The following is an 18,995-nucleotide window of genomic DNA, read 5'->3' as shown; positions in this document are numbered from 1 at the left end:
CCGTCGTCGTCGTATCCAACCCCGTCACCCCCTGCAGCGCCGCGCCATCACTCGAACATGAGAACGAGCCTACCGGGCGGGTCGAGATCGCACAAGCGTTCGAGTAGGACTCACATGCGGGCGTCCCGGCCACCACCGGAGTCGGGCAGGATGACCGCCCGGTCGTCAGTCGAGACAGGGGAGCCGCCGGCTTTGTTGGTGGTCCCGGCCAGGAGGATGCCCTCGCCGACCACGGTGAGGCCGGTGAGCCGCCCGTAGCGCCCCTCCGCGAGGGCCTCGGGCTGACCACGCGCGGCACCGCCGGCGGTCTGCAGGGTATCGACCCGCTCGGCGTCCGGGAGCGCGATCGCCAGCGTCCCCTCGCCGGCCGCGCACCCACCCGCCGAACGCTGGTCCGGCCACGTCCACACCATCCGACCCGGGGCGCGGAGTGCGGCACCACGGTCGGTCACCGTGGAGAGATACAGCTCGTCGTCGTGGACGCACAGCGCCTGGATGCCGCCCAGATCGCGCGCGATCACCTCGGGTCGCTCGGCGCGACCGATCCCCGTGAACGACGGGAACCGCACGAGCTCCGAACCGACGCCGACGGTGAGGATGTCCGCGACGAACGCGAGGCCGCCGCTCTCAGCAGGGGCGAGCTCCGCCACCGTGCGGGGAGCGTCGCCGCGCGCCAGGCGCTCGACGCGTGTGGGTCCATCGCCGACGACGAGGAGATACACCAACCGGTCCTGGGCGAAATCCGGGGACGGCGCGACCGCGGCCACCCGACCGCCCCGCGGATCCACCCGCCCGAACTCCTCCGGAACCGCGTCCGGCGAGACGATCCGCACCGCACCCGTCGACTCCGCGACCAGCGCCCCGTCACCCAGACCGGCCACGGCGACGGCCGGACCCAGACACGTGGCGATCACAGCGGGATCAGGGTCCACGCACGGTCCGGTCTCAGGGGCCGGTTCGGGCTCGCCGGAGGGCGAGGTCGGCGGGGGAGTCGGAGATCCGGGCGCACTCGGCGGCGGCGCGGCCCCCGCCCCCGGACCCGGGGCCGGCGTGAACGGGGCCTCGAGGCGATCGTCGAACCTCGCGCAGCCCGACACCGCGACGGCGAGCGCCAGGACGAGCGCGAGCGATCTCATGCCGACCAGAGTACGGCGCGCCGTGTCCTACGGGTCCCCGCGGCGGCCCCGGCCTACAGTCGAGAGGTGACTTCCTCAAAGCGCGGTGACGACGACGCCCGTACAGAGATCATCCACGACGTCGACTACCCGCTCGACGTGCCCGGCACCAAGGGTCCGGGGCCGGGTGCGGGAACGGGCGCGAGCGGCGGGACGGGGGACACCGCCACCACAGCGTTCCCGGCCGCCGGGCGCACCGACTACTCGCAGTTCTCCGAGTCGGGTGGATACGACATGTCCGCGCCGTTGCCGTTCGGCGAGCAGCCGACCACCATCGCGCCCGCCCCCCGCGACGATATCGGCAGGCGCGGGACCATCGACCTCGGACTGTTCGTCCTCCGTTTGGCGGTGGGCGTCCTGCTGGCGATGCGCGGCCTGCAGAAGCTCGCCGGGCTGTTCGGCGGCCCGGGGATCGACGGGTTCGCGGAGACGCTCGCCGACTCCGGTTTCGACATGGCCCGCGCGCTGGCGATCGCCGGTGGCGCCGTCGAACTCGTCGCGGGGGTCATGCTCGTCGTGGGGCTGGCCACGCCCATCGCCGCGGCCGGCCTCCTCGGGATCGTCGGGCTCGGCATCGCGGTCCGGTTGACCGGAGCGGACCCCATTCCCGTCCTCAGCGACACCTCGCGGGGACTCGAGCCGTCGATCCTCTACGCCGCGGCGCTGCTGACGCTGCTCTTCACCGGACCCGGGCGGTGGGCCGCCGACCGCAAGTGGGGATGGTCGCACCGCCCGCGGTTCAGCGGGATCGTCTGGCTGGTGATCGTCGTCGTGCTGGCCGGCGTCCTGTGGTATTTCCTCAACGGCACCTACCCGTTGACGTCGTCCGCCGACAGCGCACCGATCACCGCGGGCTGACCGCGCCGGTCGCTGCGGGCCGACCGCTCGTCGGCGGTCGGCCCGGATCCGCGATCAGTCCGGCAGGATCCGGACGGCGCCCTTGTCCGCCGACGACGCCATCGAGGCGTACGCGCGCAGGGCGGTCGAGACCTTCCGGTCCCGGTTCGCAGGCCGCCACGGTAGCGGTCCCTTCTCCTCCCGGCGGCGGGCCAACTCGTCGTCGTCCACCTCCACCGAGATGGACCGCGTGGCCACGTCGATCGTCACGATGTCGCCGTCACGCACCAGGCCGATCGGGCCGCCCGAGGCGGCCTCGGGCGCGATGTGGCCGATCGACAGCCCCGAGGAACCGCCCGAGAACCGACCGTCGGTGATGAGAGCGCACTTCGTGCCGAGGCCCGCGCCCTTGATGAACGCGGTCGGGTGCAGCATCTCCTGCATCCCCGGGCCGCCGGCCGGCCCCTCGTACAGCACCACCAGGACCTCACCGGCCTGCAGCGTCTTGTTGAGGATCACCGACACCGCCTCCTCCTGGGACTCGACCACCCTGGCCGGACCCGAGAAGTGGAAGTTCTCCTCCGACACGCCCGCGGTCTTGAACACCGACCCGTCGGGCGCGATGTTCCCGCGCAGCACGACGAGGCCGCCCTCTGCGGTCGCGGGGTGCTCCACCGAGTGGATGCAGCCGCCCACCGCGTCGGTGTCGAGCGACTCCCAGCGGTTGTCCGTGGAGAAGGGCTCGATCGTGCGCACCCCGCCCGGGGCGGCGTGGAACAGCTCGACGGCCTTCTCGGTGGCCGTGCCGCTGCGGATGTCCCAGTCGGCGATGTACTGCTCGAGCGACGGGGAGTGCACCGAGTGGACGTCGGTCTCCAACAGGCCACCGCGGTACAGCTCGCCGAGGATCGCGGGGATGCCCCCGGCCCGGTGCACGTGCTCCATGTAGTAGTCCGAGTTCGGGGCGACCTTGGCCAGGCACGGCACCCGGCGGGAGACCTCCTCGATGTCGTGCAGGTCGAAGTCGACCTCGCCCTCCTGCGCGGCGGCGAGGATGTGCAGCACCGTGTTGGTGGAGCCACCCATCGCGACGTCGAGGGCCATCGCGTTGGTGAAGGCGGACTTGGTGGCCACCGAGCGGGGGAGCACCGAGTCGTCCTCGTCGCGGTAGTAGCGCGTGCACAGGTCCACGATGAGGCGACCCGCCTCGGCGAACAGCTCGCGGCGCGCACTGTGCGTGGCCAGCGTCGAGCCGTTACCCGGTAGGGACAGCCCGAGGGCCTCGGAGAGGCAGTTCATCGAGTTGGCGGTGAACATGCCCGAGCACGACCCACACGTCGGGCAGGCCGATCGCTCGATGGCGTCCAGATTCTCGTCGTCGACGGCGGAATTCGCCGAGGCGGAGATCGCGGTGATGAGGTCGGAACCCGCCTTGACGACGCCGTCGACGACCACCGAGAAGCCCGACTCCATCGGACCGCCCGAGACGAACACCGTGGGGATGTTGAGCCGCATGGCCGCGTTGAGCATGCCCGGCGTGATCTTGTCGCAGTTGGAGATGCACACCAACGCGTCCGCCGTGTGGGCGTTGACCATGTACTCCACCGAGTCGGCGATGATCTCGCGGCTGGGCAGCGAGTACAGCATGCCGGCGTGTCCCATGGCGATGCCGTCGTCGACGGCGATGGTGTGGAACTCACGCGCCACGCCGCCCGCCGCCGCGATCTGCTCCGCGACAATCTCGCCCACGTTCTTCAGGTGGACGTGGCCGGGCACGAACTGCGTGTAGGAGTTGGCGATCGCGATGATCGGCTTGCCGAAGTCAGAGTCCGTCATACCGGTCGCACGCCAGAGGGCCCGGGCCCCCGCGGCGTTGCGTCCGGCGGTACTGGTTCGTGACCTCAGGGGCGGCATGGGACCTCGATCCGGTTCGAAGGAGAACGGGCGGCCGGAGGGGCTGCACCCGCAGGGCGTTCCGGACGCGCCGACGGCGGCGCCCCGGACTGGCCGTGACCTCCCCACGATACGCCCCGGTGCGGGTTTACTCTTCTCACGGTCGGCCGCCAGGCCCGCCCGCCCACGACGAGAGGGGGATGGACATGAGCGACTCCGGCCACACCGGCGGGATCCGGGAGTTCGTCTCGCACTCCGCAGGGGCCGTCGCGGTCGTCTGCGGCCTGTTCTTCCTCCTGGCCTTCATGTACATCGGCGGCACCGCGGACCCGCAGGCCCACGCCCGACACATCCCTGTCGCGGTCGTGAACGAGGACGAGGCGGCGACGCTCGAGACCCCGGTCGGCCCGCGACGGATCGACGTCGGCACCCGCATCACGGCGGGGCTCATCCAGAACAACGACTGGGGAACCGTCCGGCTGCACATGGTGGACTCCGCCACCGCGGAGGCCGGGCTGCGGGACGGTACGTACTTCGGCGCTCTGCGGATACCCGCCGACCTCAGCGAACGGGTCGTCGGGCTGGTCGAGGCGGCCGCGACGGAGGCGGGTCGGAGCGGGCCGGTGCCGGGCCGCGCCCGCGTGGAGATGCAGTACTCACCGCGGGTGTCGATCGTCTCCGGCCAGGTGATGAACACGATGGCCGACCGGATGCGGGAGTCGTTCCGGGAGCGTGTCGGGCCGGGTCTGGTGGAGGACGCCCAGCTCCTCGCCGGGGCAGAGGGCGGGACGGTCGACGCGGCCGCGGAGCTCGCGCTCGGCGACCCGATCCGGGTCGACGTCACGGCGTGGAACCCGTTGCCGGCGGGCGTCTCCAACGCGTCGCTGCCGATGTTCTACGCGCTGGTCGTCATCCTGGCCGGGTTCACCGGCGCGATGATCATCTCCGCGCTGTTGGACGCCCGGCTCGGGTTCATCCCGCTGGAGATCGGGCCGTTCGCCCATCACGTCCACGTGGCGCCGTTCGGTCGGGTCCAGACTCTCGTACGGAAGTGGGCGGTCACGCTGGTCACCGCCCCGCTGGTGTCGGCTCTGTGCCTGTGGGTGGCGGACATCCTCGGCATCAGCGGGTACGACCCGTGGCACATGTTCTGGTTCTCGAACCTCGTGATCGTGGCGGTGGGGGTCTGCGCGCACACCATCATCGCCGCGATCGGCAACGCCGGACTGCTGGTCAACCTCGTGCTGTTCGTGGTGCTCGGGATCCCCACCTCGGGTGGGGCGACGCCCACGCAGATGCTGCCGCCCGTCTTCGTCGCCATCGGCGACCTGCAGCCGATGCACCAGGCATATCTCGGCCTGCGCGCGATCATGTTCTTCGACTCGGACTGGGAGGCCGGGCTCGGTCACGCCGTGTGGGTGCTCGGCGCCTGGACGGTGGGCGGCCTCGTGGTGGGCATCGCGGTCACCCTCGTGTACGAGCGCATGGGGATGCGCCGACAGGCCGTGGCCGACCGGGTGCCGGCCGGCCGGGGAGGATCAGGGCTGCTCGGGTCCGGGCGCGGAGTAGGGGTCGCGGATGCGGCCCCGGCTGGCGGCGGACAGGCGCGGAAGGTCGTGGAACGACACGCCGCCCATCGGTAGGGAGTCGTCCGAGGTCGTCACGAGCCGGGCGAAGCCCTTCTTCGGGAACATCACGCCCTTCACCTCGTCCCACGGGACCGAGCGCCGGGAGCGCCAGGTCGACAGGTGCACTCCGCGCTCGTCGAGCCGGGTGCGGGTCCTGGCCACCCACCAGGCGAAGGCCACCGGGATCAGCACCAGCCAGCCGAGGGCGAGCGGGTAGGCCGCGACGGGCCAGAGGATCGCCACGACGAGGATGGCGATGACGATGTAGGACATGGGGTTGACGCGGAAGAGGGCGCGGTCGCGCGGGGTCGACTCCGGCACGGGGGCTCTGAATGGGGCGCTCATGATGTCCTCTAGTCTCGCACGGTCCACTATGTGGGATCGGTGTTCCACGAGTTGACGCTTCGGACGGCCGGGGCCTAGTCTGGGCCGCGTGAACACCTGGAACGGTCTCGTACTCGGCCGGCGCGTCGGCGCCTGAGCCGCAACCTGGCTTTCCCCCGACGCGCACCCTCGCCGGCCCCATGTGGCCGTCGGGGGTTTTTTGTTGCCAGGTTCCACCGGTCCCACCGGACCGGGTGAGGCGACGAACGACAAGCTCCACGACCAGCATGAAGGACAGTTGAAGTGAGCGCACCAACGGCACAGCCCGGACCCCGTCCGGGCACAGACCAGAAGGCCCGCCCGGCGGCCCCCGAGCGGATGACGGGCGCGCAGGCCGTCGTCCGGTCCCTCGAGGAGATCGGCACCGAGGTGGTCTTCGGCATTCCCGGCGGGGCGATCCTGCCGGTCTACGACCCGCTCTACGACTCGGCCAAGGTCCGGCACGTGCTCGTCCGGCACGAGCAGGGTGCGGGCCACGCCGCCACCGGTTACGCCCAGGCCACCGGCCGGGTCGGCGTCTGCATGGCGACCTCGGGGCCCGGTGCCACCAACCTGGTGACGCCGCTCGCGGACGCACAGATGGACTCGGTTCCGGTCGTGGCGATCACCGGCCAGGTGGGGACCTCCCTCATCGGCACGGACGGCTTCCAGGAGGCCGACATCTCCGGCATCACGATGCCGATCACCAAGCACAACTTCCTGGTCTCCCACGGCGACGACATCCCGCGGATGATCGCCGAGGCGTTCCACATCGCCCAGACGGGCCGTCCGGGTGCCGTGCTGGTGGACATCCCCAAGGACGTCCTCCAGGGCGAGATGACGTTCTCGTGGCCGCCGGAGATGAAGCTCCCCGGCTACCGGCCCGTCACCAAGCCGCACGGCAAGCAGATCCGCGAGGCCGCCCGGATGATCGCGCGGTCGACGCGACCGGTGCTGTACGTCGGCGGCGGCGTCATCAAGGCGGACGCCTCGGCGGAGCTCATGGCGCTGGCCGAGCTGACGGGCATCCCCGTCGTCACCACGCTCATGGCCCGCGGGGCGTTCCCGGACTCGCACCGGCTGCACTACGGCATGCCCGGCATGCACGGCACGGTCGCCGCGGTCGCCGCGCTGCAGCGCTCCGACCTGCTGGTGACGCTCGGGGCGCGCTTCGACGACCGGGTCACGGGCCGCCTCGACACGTTCGCGCCCGACGCGAAGGTCATCCACGCGGACATCGACCCGGCGGAGATCGGCAAGAACCGTGCGGTCGACGTGCCGATCGTCGGCGACATCAAGGAGGTGCTGGTCGAGCTCGTCGAGACGCTCCGCGGTGAGCGGGAGTCCGGGGCACTGGACGCGCCGTCCGCGTGGGTCGGCGAGCTGGACGAGATCCGGGACGAGTACCCGCTGGGGTACGCGCCGCAGTCGGACGGGTCCCTGTCGCCGGAGTACGTCATCGAGCGCCTCAGCGCGGCCGCCGGCCCCGACGCGGTGTACTGCGCGGGCGTGGGGCAGCACCAGATGTGGGCGGCCCAGTTCGTCAAGTACGAGAAGCCACGCACGTGGCTCAACTCGGGCGGCCTCGGCACTATGGGCTACGCGGTGCCCGCCGCGATGGGCGCCAAGTTCGGCCGTCGGGACGCCGAGGTGTGGGCCATCGACGGCGACGGCTGTTTCCAGATGACCAACCAGGAGCTGGCCACCTGTGCCATCGAGGGTGCGCCGATCAAGGTCGCGCTCATCAACAACGGCAACCTCGGCATGGTCCGGCAGTGGCAGACGCTGTTCTACGAGGAGCGCTACTCGCAGACCGACCTGTCGACGCACTCCATGCACATCCCCGACTTCGTCAAGCTCGGCGAGGCGCTGGGCTGCGTGGCGCTGCGCTGCGAGCGGGCCGAGGACGTGGACGACGTGATCGCCAAGGCGCGCGAGATCAACGACCGGCCGGTGCTCATCGACTTCATCGTGGGCAAGGACGCCCAGGTCTGGCCGATGGTCGCGGCCGGGACGTCCAACGACGAGATCATGGCGGCCCGGGACATCCGGCCGCTGTTCGACGACACCGACTCCGCGGCGGACGAGGCCACGGAGATCCACGAGGTGACCGAGCGGATCGACGCCGCCGTCATCGCCGGCCAGGAGGAGGATCAGTGAGCGCGCGTTCCCACACCCTGAGCGTGCTGGTGGAGGACAAGCCCGGCGTGCTCGCGCGCGTCGCGTCGCTGTTCTCCCGGCGCGGGTTCAACATCGAGTCGCTGGCCGTGGGCCCGACCGAGACCGTCGGGTTGTCCCGCATGACGATCGTGGTCAACGTCCAGGACTTCCCGCTCGAGCAGGTGACCAAGCAGCTCAACAAGCTGGTCAACGTCATCAAGATCGTCGAGCAGGACCCGGCCGGTTCGGTGGCCCGCGAGCTCACGCTGGTCAAGGTCCGGGCCGACGCCACCAACCGCGGGCAGATCGTGGAGATCGCCAGCCTGTTCCGTGCGCACATCGTCGACGTCTCGCCCGAGTCGCTCACGCTCGAGGCGACCGGCACGCCGGACAAGCTCGACGCGCTGTTGCGAATGCTCGACGGCTACGGCATCCGCGAGATCGTCCAGTCCGGGATGGTCGCGCTCGGACGCGGTCCCAAGTCCATCACCACCACTCGATAGTCTCGACCAGTAACCCGGTTTCGACTTACCGATAACAAACGAAGGGAATCCACCATGGCAGTGGAGATGTTCTACGACGATTCGGCGGACCTGTCGCTGATCCAGGGCCGCAAGGTCGCCGTCATCGGCTACGGCTCGCAGGGCCACGCGCACTCGCTGAGCCTGCGCGACTCCGGTGTCGAGGTCGTGATCGGCCTGCGCGAGGGCTCCAAGTCCCGCGAGAAGGCCGAGGAGGCCGGCCTCAAGGTCATGACCGCGTCCGAGGCCGCCAAGTGGGCCGACGTCGTCATGCTGCTCGCCCCCGACACCTCGCAGGCGCAGATCTACGCCGACGACATCGAGCCCAACCTGAACGACGGCGACGCGCTGTTCTTCGGCCACGGCCTCAACATCCACTTCGGCCTCATCAAGCCGGCCGAGAACGTCACCATCGCGATGGTCGCGCCGAAGGGCCCCGGCCACCTCGTGCGTCGTCAGTTCGTCGACGGCAAGGGCGTCCCGGCGCTCATCGCCGTGCAGCAGGACCCCAAGGGCGAGGGCGAGGCGCTCGCGCTGTCCTACGCCAAGGCGATCGGCGGCACCCGCGCCGGCGTCATCAAGACCACCTTCAAGGACGAGACCGAGACCGACCTGTTCGGTGAGCAGGCCGTGCTGTGCGGAGGCACCGAGGAGCTCGTCAAGACGGGCTTCGAGGTCATGGTCGAGGCCGGGTACGAGCCCGAGCTGGCCTACTTCGAGGTGCTCCACGAGCTCAAGCTCATCGTGGACCTCATGTACGAGGGCGGCATCGCCCGCATGAACTACTCGGTGTCCGACACCGCGGAGTTCGGCGGCTACCTCTCCGGCCCGCGCGTCATCGACGCCGGCACCAAGGAGCGCATGAAGGAGATCCTCGCGGACATCCAGAACGGCGAGTTCACCAAGCGCCTCGTGGCCAACGTTGAGGGCGGCAACAAGGAGCTCGAGGCGCTGCGCAAGGAGAACGCGGAGCACCCGATCGAGGTCACCGGCCAGAAGCTGCGCGACCTCATGAGCTGGGTCGACCGTCCCATCACGGAGACCGCCTGAGTGTTGCGGAAGCATCTCGTGTGAGGCCCCTGTAGGGTCCACCGGGATCGATTCCCGACAACTTTAGGAGGACCGCCGTGCGTCACATCAACCGAGGTGTGGGTGCGGCGGTCCTCGCCTTTTCCCTGGCCGCCACGACGGTGGCCTGTGGGTCGACGGAGGACGGTGACGCCCCGGGGATGCGGGCGGTCGAGGCGGACGGGGTCCGGATCGCCACCGACGCCGACGGCTCGGGTGTGGAGGCCACGCGACTGCTGGTGGAGTCCGCGCCGGTGGTCGTGGTGGCCGCGCCGGACGAGGCCGCCCAGGCCACCGCAGCGTCGGTCGCCGTGGGCCTGCGCGCCCCGATGCTCACCGCCGTTCCGGGCGGCGAGGCGGGCCTGGCCGACGAGGTGTCGCGACTCGGCGCCGAGCGGGTGCTCCGGGTCGGCGCGGTGTCGTTCGGATACGACGACGGCGAGGTGGTCGATTCCCCGACCGACCGGCCGGGGCTCGAGGAGCTGACCGGGATCACCTTCGATTCCGAGCTGGAGGTCCCCGGCGACCGGATCGACGACGTCACGGTCCACCAGTCACCCGGCGCGCCGGCGCTGATGACGATCGGCGGTCCGAACACCGCGGGCGGCGGCGCGGATGCCGCCGGAGGCGGCGAGGGTGCGGCAGAGCCGTTCGAGCCGGGTGCACCCGCATGGGACGGCGACGACGCCCCGAGCGTGCTCGTCCACGACCGGACCCCCGTCGCATCGATCGCGACGGCCGTGGCCGCGGGTGCGGCGGTGTCCCACCTCCGGGCACCGGATCCCCGGGTCGACGGCGGGTCGGTCGAGGCAGTGCGGGACGCCGACGCGGTCTACGCACTCGGCCCCGGGTGGGGGACCGAGCAGGAGCTCGGCGATCGCGTCGAGACCGCCCGCACGGTGCCCGAGCTCCCGGGCGGCGGGCAGCTCATGTTCCCCGGGCGTCGCTTCGTGGCCGCCTACGGCTCGCCCATCACCCCTGCGCTGGGCATCCTCGGCGAGCAGGGCCCCGCCGAGAGTGTGGCGCGTGTGCAGACTCTGGTCGACCAGTACCAACCCTTTTCGCCGGAACCGGTGGTCCCGGCGTTCGAGATCATCGGGACGGTCGCCGCGGGCGGACCGGGAGCCGACGGCAACTTCACCAACGAGTGGGACCCGGAGATCTTCGTCCCGCTCGTCGACGCGATCACCGAGGCCGGCGGGTACGCGGTGATCGACCTGCAGCCGGGGATGGCCGACATGGTCGACCAGGCGAAGATCTTCGAGGACCTGCTGCGCCGGCCCGGCGTAGGGCTGGCGCTGGACCCCGAGTGGAAACTGAAGCCGGGCCAGCAGCCGGGCGCGCAGATCGGGTCGGTGGACGCCGAGGAGATCAACCGGGTGATCCACTGGCTGGCGGACCTGACCCGCGACAGCGGGGGACCGCAGAAGCTGCTCATCCTCCACCAGTTTAGCATGGCCATGATCAGCAACCGCGACCGGATAGACACCTCCCGCGCGGAGGTGGCGATCGCCCTGCACGCGGACGGCCACGGCACGCCGCAGCTCAAGATGGAGACGTGGGACGTCCTGCGCAGCGGGCTCTCTCCCGACATCTGGATGGCCTGGAAGAACTTCTACGACGAGGACACGCCCACGTTCACGCCCGAGCAGACGATGGCCGTGCGGCCGCGCCCGTGGTTCGTGTCCTATCAGTGACCCGGCAGACCTGCCCGAGGTGACGTCGCCGGCGAGGTGGTCAGCGGCCGAGGATCCGGTCCGCCACGTGCCGGCCGGCCATCCCGTGCACGCCGGGCCCGGGCGGCGTGGAGCCCGAGGCGTGCCAGACGCCGGGGACGGGCGTGGCGAACGGGTCGACCCGCGGCACCGGGCGCGCGACCAGACCCCGCAGGTCCACCCGTCCCGCCGCGATGTCCCCGCCGGCGTTGTTGGCGTTGTGTTCGGCCATCCGGTCCGCGGGCGTGCAGTGGGTGGCGAGTACGACGTCGCGCACTCCCGGTGCGACCTCCTCCAGCGCGGCGAGCACCTGCTCGGTCTGGTCGCGGCCGGAGTAGGCGGGGACGTGGGCGTAGGTCCACAGTGGCCGCCGGCCGTCCGGGGCGATGCGGCCGGGGTCGGTCACCCACGGCTGCGAGACGAGGATCATCGGGCGCTCGGCGTGGCGGCCGGCGGCCACCTCGCGCTCGGCGACGGCCAGCGCCTGCGAGTCCCCGCCCAGATGAACGGTGCCCGCCCGGGCGAGGCGCTCGTCCCGCCACGGCACAGGGCCCGATAGGACGAGGTCGACCTTCGCGGCCGCGCCGCCCATCGGCGCCTCCATGAGCTTCCGTGCGCGGCGCGCAACGGCGGGTGACGGCGATGACGCCAGCAGGATCCGGCCGAGGATCCTCGACGAGGTGTTGAACACCACGTCGCGGGCGTCGAGTCGCGCGAGCGAGTCGACGGTGACGCCCGTGTGGATCTCGCCCCCCGCGTCCCGCACGGCATCGGCCAGGGCAGCCGTGATCGCGCCGCTGCCGCCGACGGGCAGACCCCATCCGCGCGGGGAGTGCAGCAGCGCGCCCAGGACGAGCCCGACGCCCGTCGCGGCCGGGGACGTCAGCGGGGTGATGGCGTGGGACGAGATACCGGACAGCAGCGTCCGGCCGTCCGGGCCGAGAGGATCGGCGACCCCGCCGCGGGGATGCGCCCGCAGGAAGGCGCCGGCGAGCGCCGCCGTCGCCGCCACGGGCGGGATCGAGCGCTGATCGGACAGGGCGGCCGCGACCACGTCCTCGGCGCGGCGGCCCAGCGGGCCCATCACGCTCCACCACCGGTCGGCCTCCTCGCGCGAACCCAACCCCTCGGCGAGGGTCGCGGGGGAGGGGCCGGACGGCACGACGATCGCGTCCCGGCCCGGCAGGGCGTGCCCGAGCTGCACCGCGGGCACGGCCAGCTCGACGCCGTGGGCCGCCAGGTCGAAGTCGCGGAAGAACGGCGAGGCCCCCGCCATCGGGTGCACGGCCGAACAGGGGTCCACGAACAGGCCGTCGGCGAGATCGTCCGGGATGTCGCCGGCGACGTCGGACATCGGCAGAGTCCGGCAGCCGCCGCCGATGGTGTCCTGCGCCTCGAGGACCACGACCTTCCGCCCGGCACGCGCGCACATCACGGCCGCCGCCAGACCGCTCGGGCCCGAGCCCACCACGACGACGTCCGCGCGCACGATCCCGGCGGCGCTCACCCGAAGACCGCCAGGCCGTAGGTGCGGCGCAACTGTTCCAGTAACTCCTCCTGCGCCCGGGCCTGTTCCGCGAGACCCCGCAGCAGCCGGCCGGTGTCGTGGACGCCGAACTCGTCGTCGTCGTCACCGCCGGGCGCCGGGTCGTCGGCGACCCACGACGCCGCGAGCAGCTCCCACATCGAGCGCTTGGCCACCACCAGGGTGCGGAGCGTCTCCAGGACGGCGAGCCGCGCCAACGGATCGCGCAACACCGGTCCCACGGGCAACGCGGCGAGCGTCACCACGGACGACGCCCTGAGGAGTCCGCGACCCGGCGCGCCCCACGGCGACAGGCGCCGCAGCAGAGCCGCGGCGGTGTCGATCTCCCGGTCGAACTCCGCGCGCAGCGGCACCAACCGCACGCGGTCGGCCGGCTCCACGGCGCTGATACAGCGGTCGAGGATGCTGCGGCCCACGGCCGCGCCGTACAGGTGCGCCCGCAGATACGTCGCCACCGCCGTCGCGCCCCGCGCCGGCGCCACCACCGGCAACCACGGGTCAGGGAATCGGACCGGGGACGGTGTCGACCGGGGGCTGCGGGGCATCAGGGCTTTCCGTTCGTCGCGCGGCGGTGTGCTCGTCGGTGTGTTCGTCGGCGTGCCCGTGCCACGACGGCGGCCGGATGGGGCGCGACCGTCGGGCCGGACTCCCCGCCACGGTAGGCGGCCCGGGCCGCACCGGCCACTGATCGACGGCGGTGACAGGTGGCCTAGACTGGCCCTGACCGTTTTGACACCGAGGAGATCCCACTGTGACAGCATCCGGACGTCCCGTCGTCCTCATCGCCGACAAGCTCGCCCAGTCGACCGTCGACGCGCTCGGCGACGCCGTGGAGGTCCGCTGGGTGGACGGCCCGGATCGTCCGAAGCTCCTCGAGGCCGTCGCCGACGCCGACGCCCTGCTCGTGCGCTCCGCGACGACCGTCGACGCCGAGGTGCTCGCCGCCGCGCCCAACCTCAAGATCATCGGCCGCGCCGGCGTGGGCCTGGACAACGTCGAGATCCCCGCCGCCACCGAGCGCGGCGTCATGGTGGTCAACGCGCCCACCTCCAACATCCACTCGGCCGCCGAGCACGCCGTCGCGCTGCTCATGGCCGCCTGCCGCCAGATCCCCGCCGCCGACCGGACGCTGCGCGAGCACACCTGGAAGCGCAGCTCCTTCAACGGCGTCGAGCTGCTCGGCAAGACCGTCGGTGTCGTGGGCCTGGGGCGCATCGGGCAGCTCGTGGCCCAGCGCCTGGCGGCGTTCGAGACCCACATCATCGCCTACGACCCCTACCTGCCGGCCGCCCGCGCGGCGCAGCTGGGCATCGAGCTCGTGGACATCGACGAGCTGGTCTCCCGGGCCGACATCATCACGATGCACCTGCCCAAGACCAAGGAGACCGCCGGCCTGTTCGACGCCGCGCGTCTCGCCCGTGCCAAGGACGGCGTCGTGATCGTCAACGCCGCCCGCGGCGGCCTCATCGTCGAGGACGCCCTCGTCGACGCCCTGAAGTCCGGCAAGGTCCGCGCCGCCGCGCTCGACGTGTTCGACACCGAGCCCTGCACCGACTCGCCGCTGTTCGAGCTCGAGAACACCGTCGTCACCCCGCACCTGGGCGCCTCCACCGCCGAGGCCCAGGACCGCGCCGGTACGGACGTCGCGCGCAGCGTCCTGCTCGCGCTCCGCGGCGAGTTCGTGCCCGACGCCGTCAACGTCTCCGGCGGCCCGGTCGGCGACGAGGTCGCCCCCTGGCTCGACCTCGTCCGCAAGGTCGGCCTCATTGCCGGCCACCTGTGCCCGGGCGTGCCCACCACCGTCAACGTCGAGGTCGCCGGCGAGCTCGCCGCCGAGCAGGTCGACGTCCTCGGCCTGGCCGCCCTGCGCGGCCTGTTCTCCGCCATCACCGACGAGCCGGCCACGTTCGTCAACGTCGGCCAGATGGCCGAGCAGCGCGGCGTCACGCACTCGGTCGAGACCCGCAGCGAGTCCAAGTCCTACCGCAGCACGGTCACCGTCACGGCCGTCGCGGCCGACGGTTCCACCGGGAAGGTCACCGGGACCCTCTCGGGCCTGGACCAGGTGCAGAAGATCGTCCGGATCAACGAGCGTGGCTTCGATCTGCGCGCCCAGGGCCAGAACCTCTTCGTCCACTACTCCGACCGCCCGGGTGTGCTCGGCAAGGTGGGCTCGATCCTCGGCGGCGAGGGCATCGACATCCAGGCCGCCGCCCTGAGCCAGGACGCCACCGGTGAGGGCGCGTCGCTCATCCTGCGCGTGGACCGTGCGGTCGCCGAGCCGACGATCGACCGGATCGTCTCCGACCTCGGCGCCACCGCCACCCAGATCAACCTCGACTGACGAGCAGCAAAGGAATCCACACCGTCATGAAGCTCGCAGTCATCCCCGGAGACGGCATCGGCGTCGAGGTCATCGCCGAGGCGCTCAAGGTCCTCCACGCGCTGGTGCCCGACGTCTCCACGACCGAGTACGACCTCGGGGCCCGCCGCTACCTGCGCAACGGCGAGACCCTCACCGACGCCGACATCGCCAGCCTCAAGGAGCACGACGCCATCCTGCTGGGCGCCATCGGCGACCCGCGCTCCGTGCCGGCCGGCGTGCTCGAACGCGGCATGCTGCTCCCGCTGCGGTTCGCTCTCGACCACCACGTCAACCTCCGTCCCTCGCGGCTGTTCCCGGGCTCGGCCACGCCGCTGAAGGACCCCGGTGAGATCGACTTCGTGGTGGTGCGCGAGGGCACCGAGGGCCTCTACACCGGCAACGGTGGCGCGATCCGCGTCGGCACCCCGCAGGAGATCGGGACCGAGACGTCGGTCAACACCCGCTTCGGCGTGGAGCGCGTCGTCCGCGACGCGTTCGCCCGCGCGCAGGTCCGCCGCGGCAAGCTCACGCTGGTCCACAAGACCAACGTGCTGGTCAACGCCGGTGGCCTGTGGCAGCGGACGGTCAACGAGGTCGCGCCCGAGTTCCCGGGTGTCGAGGTGGACTACTGCCACATCGACGCCGCGACCATCTACCTGGTCACCGACCCCGCGCGCTTCGACGTGATCGTCACCGACAACCTCTTCGGCGACATCATCACCGACCTCGCCGCGGCCGTCACCGGCGGGATCGGCACCGCGGCGTCCGGCAACATCGACGCCTCCGGCACCAACCCGTCGATGTTCGAGCCCGTCCACGGTTCGGCTCCGGACATCGCCGGCGAGGGCACGGCCGACCCGACCGCGGCCATCCTGTCGGTGGCCCTACTCCTGCGCCACCTCGGCAAGGAGGACGAGGCCGCGCGCGTCGAGGCCGCCGTCGAGGCCGACCTCGGTTCGCGCGGCGACGCACCCGTCGTCACCTCCGAGGTGGGCGACCGGATCGTCGCCGCGGTCAGCGCCTAGCCCGGACCGCCTCCCCGGCGTCGGCACGCCGGGACCCGTCCCACCCCGACGGCCCGCGGGTGTGAATCGCGTGAAGCGATCACACCGCGGGCCGTCGGCGTCCACAGTGGAGGCGTGGACGTGGAACTGGCCGAGGTGCGCGACTTCCTCGCCCGCTGCGCACCCTTCGACGCGCTGCCGTCGGAGCAACTCGACCGGCTTCCCGCCCTGCTGTCCCAGCGGTACCACCGCCGCGGCTCGGTGATCATCGAGCCGGGGACGCCGAACGACTACCTGCACATCATCCGCACCGGCGCCGTCGAGGTGTGCGATCCCGACGGCACCCTGCTGGACGCGCGCGACGAGGGCGACTGCTTCGGCTACTCGACCCTCACCGAGTCCCGCCTGTCGCGCTACCTCATGGTCGCCTCGGCGGACACCCTTCTCCTCGAGATGCCCCGCGAGGTGTTCGACGAGCTGGCCGCCGGGCATCCCGCCCTGCGCGCCTTCTTCGGCGCACGCAGCGACCGCATCCGCCAGGATCTGGCCTCCGTCCGCGTCGCCGCGTCCGGCGGCGACGCCCTCGGCACGCCGGTGGGGGAGCTGCTCACGCGGGACGCGGTCACCGTGGGGCCCGACACCCCCATCCGGGAGGCCGCACAGATCATGACGAGGGAGCGGGTGTCGGCGCTGGTGGTGGTCGAGGCCGGGCGCGTGGTGGGGATCTTCACCGACCGCGACCTCCGCGCGAAGGTCGTCGCCGTGAGCGGGGACCCCGAGGCCCCGGTCGCGACCATCATGACCCCCGACCCGGTGACGGTGGACGCCCACACCCGGGCGTTCGACGCCACGCTGCTCCAGATGGACCGCGGGGTCCACCATCTACCCGTGTGCCAGGACGGGGCGCCGATGGGGATGGTCACCACGAGCGACCTGCTCCGGCTCGCACAGGCCGACCCCGTCTACCTCGCCGCGCGGATCTCCCGCGCCCCGGACGCCGATACGGTCGCCCGGCTGGCGGAACGGCTCCTGCCGCTGATCGGTGAATTCGTGCGGCGCGGGACCGCACCCCAGGACATCGGTCGGGTCATCACCGCCACCGCCGACGCCGCCACCCGGAGACTGCTCGCCCTGGCCGAGGCCGACCTCGGTCCGCCGCCCACCGACTACTGCTGGGTCGGACTCGGCTCGCAGGCCCGCGGGGAACTCGGCGCCTCCAGCGACCAGGACAACGCCCTGATCCTCGACGACGCCGCCGACACGGTCCCGGGCGCCCACGACTACTTCGCCGCACTCACCGACCAGGTCTGCGACGGCCTGGACCGGGCGGGCTTCCCGCGGTGCCCGGGCGACGTGATGGCGAGCAACCCGCAGTGGCGACGAACCGCGTCCGACTGGGAACGACGGGTGCGGGACTGGGTGGGCGCGCCCGACCCCGAGGCCGTCCTGAACAGTCAGGTGTTCTTCGACATCCGCGCCGTCCACGGGGCCGAGCGTCTGGTGGACCGGGTCCGCTGCGAGATGCTCTCCAGATCCCGGGGGAGCCGGCGGTTCCTCGCCCACCTGGCACGGATCGCCTGCGACTGGCAACCGCCCCTCGGGTTCTTCCGGGGCCTTGTGGTCGCGCGCCGGGGGGAGTACCGCAACACGCTGGACATCAAGGCGGGCGGCATCGCACCCGTCGTCCAGATTGCCCGGCTGCACGCGCTGTCGGCCGGGCTGTCGGAGGTCTCCACGCTGGGCCGGCTCGAGGCCGCGGCGGCCGCCGGGGTGCTCGCCCGGACGGACGCCGAGAACCTCGCCGGCGCGATCCGATTCCTCAGGGGTCTGGCCTACCGCCACCACGCGCGCCAGATCGCCGAGGGACTCGACCTGGACAACCACGTCGACCCGTCGAGCCTCGGCACGATGGACCGCCACCGCCTGCGGGCGGCGTTCCGCATCATCGCGGCCGCGCAGTCCGCGTTGGCCATCCAGTACCGGGTGGGGCAGATGTGACGGGACTGGGCAGACTGACGTCGGCCGCCCGCCGGCGGCGCGCGGCGCGTCGGGTGCCCGACGGCCCGCTCGGCGCCTTCCTGCGGACACCGCCGCCGGGCCCCGCCACACCGCTCGACGAGGTGCGGTTGTTGGCCGTGGACGTGGAGACGACGGGACTCGACCCACGACGTGACCGGGTCGTGTCGGTGGGATTCGTCCCGGTCGACGGGGACCGGATCGTGCTGCGCGGGGCAGGCTCGATGGTGCTGCGGTCGGACGGCCGGTCGGGGGACGACGGCGGGGTGGGCCAGAGCGCCACCGTGCACGGCCTCACCGACGACGATGTGGCGCACGGGTCCGGGGTCGCGGAGGTGCTCGACCGGGTGCTCACCGCCCTGACCGGACGCGTCCTGCTTGCGCACTACAGCACGATCGAGGTGGACTTCCTCGGCGTGCTGTGTCGGCGCGTGTACGGGGTACGCCCGCCGCTGGAGGCCGTCGACACACTCGAGTTGCAGCGACGGATCCTCGGCGGAGGGATCGACATGGGGTTCACGGCGGATCCCTCGCCCGACGAGCTGCGCCTGTGGGGTGCCCGGGGACGCTACGGGCTTCCCCGGTACCGCGCGCACGACGCGGCCGTCGACGCGCTCGCCTGCGCTGAGCTGTACCTCGCACAGGTGGCCGAGCTCCGCGACCGTGGGGCACGCGTCCTACGTGACCTCCGTACGCCCTAGGAT

The 18,995-nt window shown here is 71.9% G+C and carries 15 protein-coding genes; 10 read left to right on the top strand and 5 right to left on the bottom strand.

The window, feature by feature from the left end; all coding sequences use genetic code 11:
- Positions 1 to 110 precede the first annotated feature (110 nt).
- Positions 111 to 1,136, bottom strand: a complete 1,026-nt coding sequence (locus tag DPA01S_RS05435) for a PQQ-dependent sugar dehydrogenase family protein (RefSeq protein ID WP_061914429.1) — start codon at positions 1,134 to 1,136, stop codon at positions 111 to 113.
- Between the two features lie 66 nt (positions 1,137 to 1,202).
- Here DPA01S_RS05435 and DPA01S_RS05430 point away from each other — a divergent pair, with 66 nt between their 5' ends.
- Positions 1,203 to 2,033, top strand: coding sequence for a DoxX family protein (locus tag DPA01S_RS05430; protein ID WP_061914426.1), 831 nt, complete (start codon positions 1,203 to 1,205; stop codon positions 2,031 to 2,033).
- A 54-nt stretch (positions 2,034 to 2,087) separates the two neighbouring features.
- Here the strand turns inward: DPA01S_RS05430 and ilvD are convergent, their stop codons facing one another.
- Entirely contained in the window at positions 2,088 to 3,926 is a 1,839-nt protein-coding gene (gene ilvD, locus DPA01S_RS05425) for a dihydroxy-acid dehydratase (protein WP_061914424.1), read from the bottom strand.
- 185 nt (positions 3,927 to 4,111) lie between these two features.
- On the opposite strand from ilvD, the gene DPA01S_RS05420 reads away from it, so the two are divergent.
- A complete protein-coding gene (locus tag DPA01S_RS05420; protein ID WP_232303025.1) occupies positions 4,112 to 5,548 on the top strand; it encodes a YhgE/Pip domain-containing protein in 1,437 nt (478 codons plus the stop codon).
- Here DPA01S_RS05420 and DPA01S_RS05415 read toward each other — a convergent pair.
- The gene (locus tag DPA01S_RS05415) at positions 5,444 to 5,878 is read right to left on the bottom strand and encodes a PH domain-containing protein (protein WP_082767816.1); all 435 of its coding nucleotides are present in this window, start codon (positions 5,876 to 5,878) and stop codon (positions 5,444 to 5,446) included. The genes DPA01S_RS05420 and DPA01S_RS05415 overlap by 105 nt on opposite strands.
- Positions 5,879 to 6,160: 282 nt before the next feature.
- Here DPA01S_RS05415 and DPA01S_RS05410 point away from each other — a divergent pair, with 282 nt between their 5' ends.
- The 4 genes from DPA01S_RS05410 to DPA01S_RS05395 all read left to right on the top strand — a co-directional run bounded on the left by DPA01S_RS05410 (position 6,161) and on the right by DPA01S_RS05395 (position 11,342).
- A complete protein-coding gene (locus DPA01S_RS05410) occupies positions 6,161 to 8,056 on the top strand; it encodes an acetolactate synthase large subunit (RefSeq protein ID WP_083961657.1) in 1,896 nt (631 codons plus the stop codon).
- Positions 8,053 to 8,559: an acetolactate synthase small subunit gene (gene ilvN, locus DPA01S_RS05405; RefSeq protein ID WP_061914416.1), complete on the top strand. Its 507-nt coding sequence runs from the start codon at positions 8,053 to 8,055 to the stop codon at positions 8,557 to 8,559. Before DPA01S_RS05410 ends, ilvN begins: the two co-directional genes overlap by 4 nt.
- 54 nt (positions 8,560 to 8,613) lie before the next feature.
- Complete coding sequence (gene ilvC / locus DPA01S_RS05400) at positions 8,614 to 9,627, top strand: ketol-acid reductoisomerase (RefSeq protein ID WP_061229706.1); 1,014 nt, start codon at positions 8,614 to 8,616, stop codon at positions 9,625 to 9,627.
- 77 nt (positions 9,628 to 9,704) lie between these two features.
- Entirely contained in the window at positions 9,705 to 11,342 is a 1,638-nt protein-coding gene (locus tag DPA01S_RS05395) for a hypothetical protein (RefSeq protein ID WP_061914414.1), read from the top strand.
- 40 nt (positions 11,343 to 11,382) lie between these two features.
- Here the strand turns inward: DPA01S_RS05395 and DPA01S_RS05390 are convergent, their stop codons facing one another.
- Both DPA01S_RS05390 and DPA01S_RS05385 read right to left on the bottom strand, forming a co-directional pair.
- A complete protein-coding gene (locus DPA01S_RS05390) occupies positions 11,383 to 12,867 on the bottom strand; it encodes a phytoene desaturase family protein (RefSeq protein ID WP_165928510.1) in 1,485 nt (494 codons plus the stop codon).
- Positions 12,864 to 13,451 (bottom strand): hypothetical protein, encoded by a 588-nt coding sequence (locus tag DPA01S_RS05385; protein ID WP_061914412.1) that lies wholly within the window; start codon positions 13,449 to 13,451, stop codon positions 12,864 to 12,866. The genes DPA01S_RS05390 and DPA01S_RS05385 overlap by 4 nt, the downstream gene beginning before the upstream one ends.
- Before the next feature lie 206 nt (positions 13,452 to 13,657).
- On the opposite strand from DPA01S_RS05385, the gene serA reads away from it, so the two are divergent.
- From serA to DPA01S_RS05365, 4 genes are all read left to right on the top strand, one after another.
- The gene (gene serA, locus DPA01S_RS05380; protein ID WP_007627150.1) at positions 13,658 to 15,250 is read left to right on the top strand and encodes a phosphoglycerate dehydrogenase; all 1,593 of its coding nucleotides are present in this window, start codon (positions 13,658 to 13,660) and stop codon (positions 15,248 to 15,250) included.
- A gap of 26 nt (positions 15,251 to 15,276) precedes the next feature.
- The gene (locus DPA01S_RS05375; protein WP_061914410.1) at positions 15,277 to 16,296 is read left to right on the top strand and encodes a 3-isopropylmalate dehydrogenase; all 1,020 of its coding nucleotides are present in this window, start codon (positions 15,277 to 15,279) and stop codon (positions 16,294 to 16,296) included.
- Between the two features lie 114 nt (positions 16,297 to 16,410).
- A complete protein-coding gene (locus DPA01S_RS05370) occupies positions 16,411 to 18,273 on the top strand; it encodes a DUF294 nucleotidyltransferase-like domain-containing protein (protein ID WP_061914408.1) in 1,863 nt (620 codons plus the stop codon).
- On the top strand, positions 18,270 to 18,992 hold the full coding sequence (locus DPA01S_RS05365) for an exonuclease domain-containing protein (RefSeq protein ID WP_061914406.1): 723 nt from the start codon (positions 18,270 to 18,272) through the stop codon (positions 18,990 to 18,992). Before DPA01S_RS05370 ends, DPA01S_RS05365 begins: the two co-directional genes overlap by 4 nt.
- Positions 18,993 to 18,995: the final 3 nt, after the last annotated feature.

Origin of the sequence: Dietzia papillomatosis NBRC 105045 (assembly GCF_001570845.1) — a bacterium.
GTDB lineage: Bacteria > Actinomycetota > Actinomycetes > Mycobacteriales > Mycobacteriaceae > Dietzia > Dietzia cinnamea.
The sequence above is the reverse complement of the archived record's forward strand: the minus strand, read 5'-3'. Positions and strand labels throughout refer to the sequence as shown.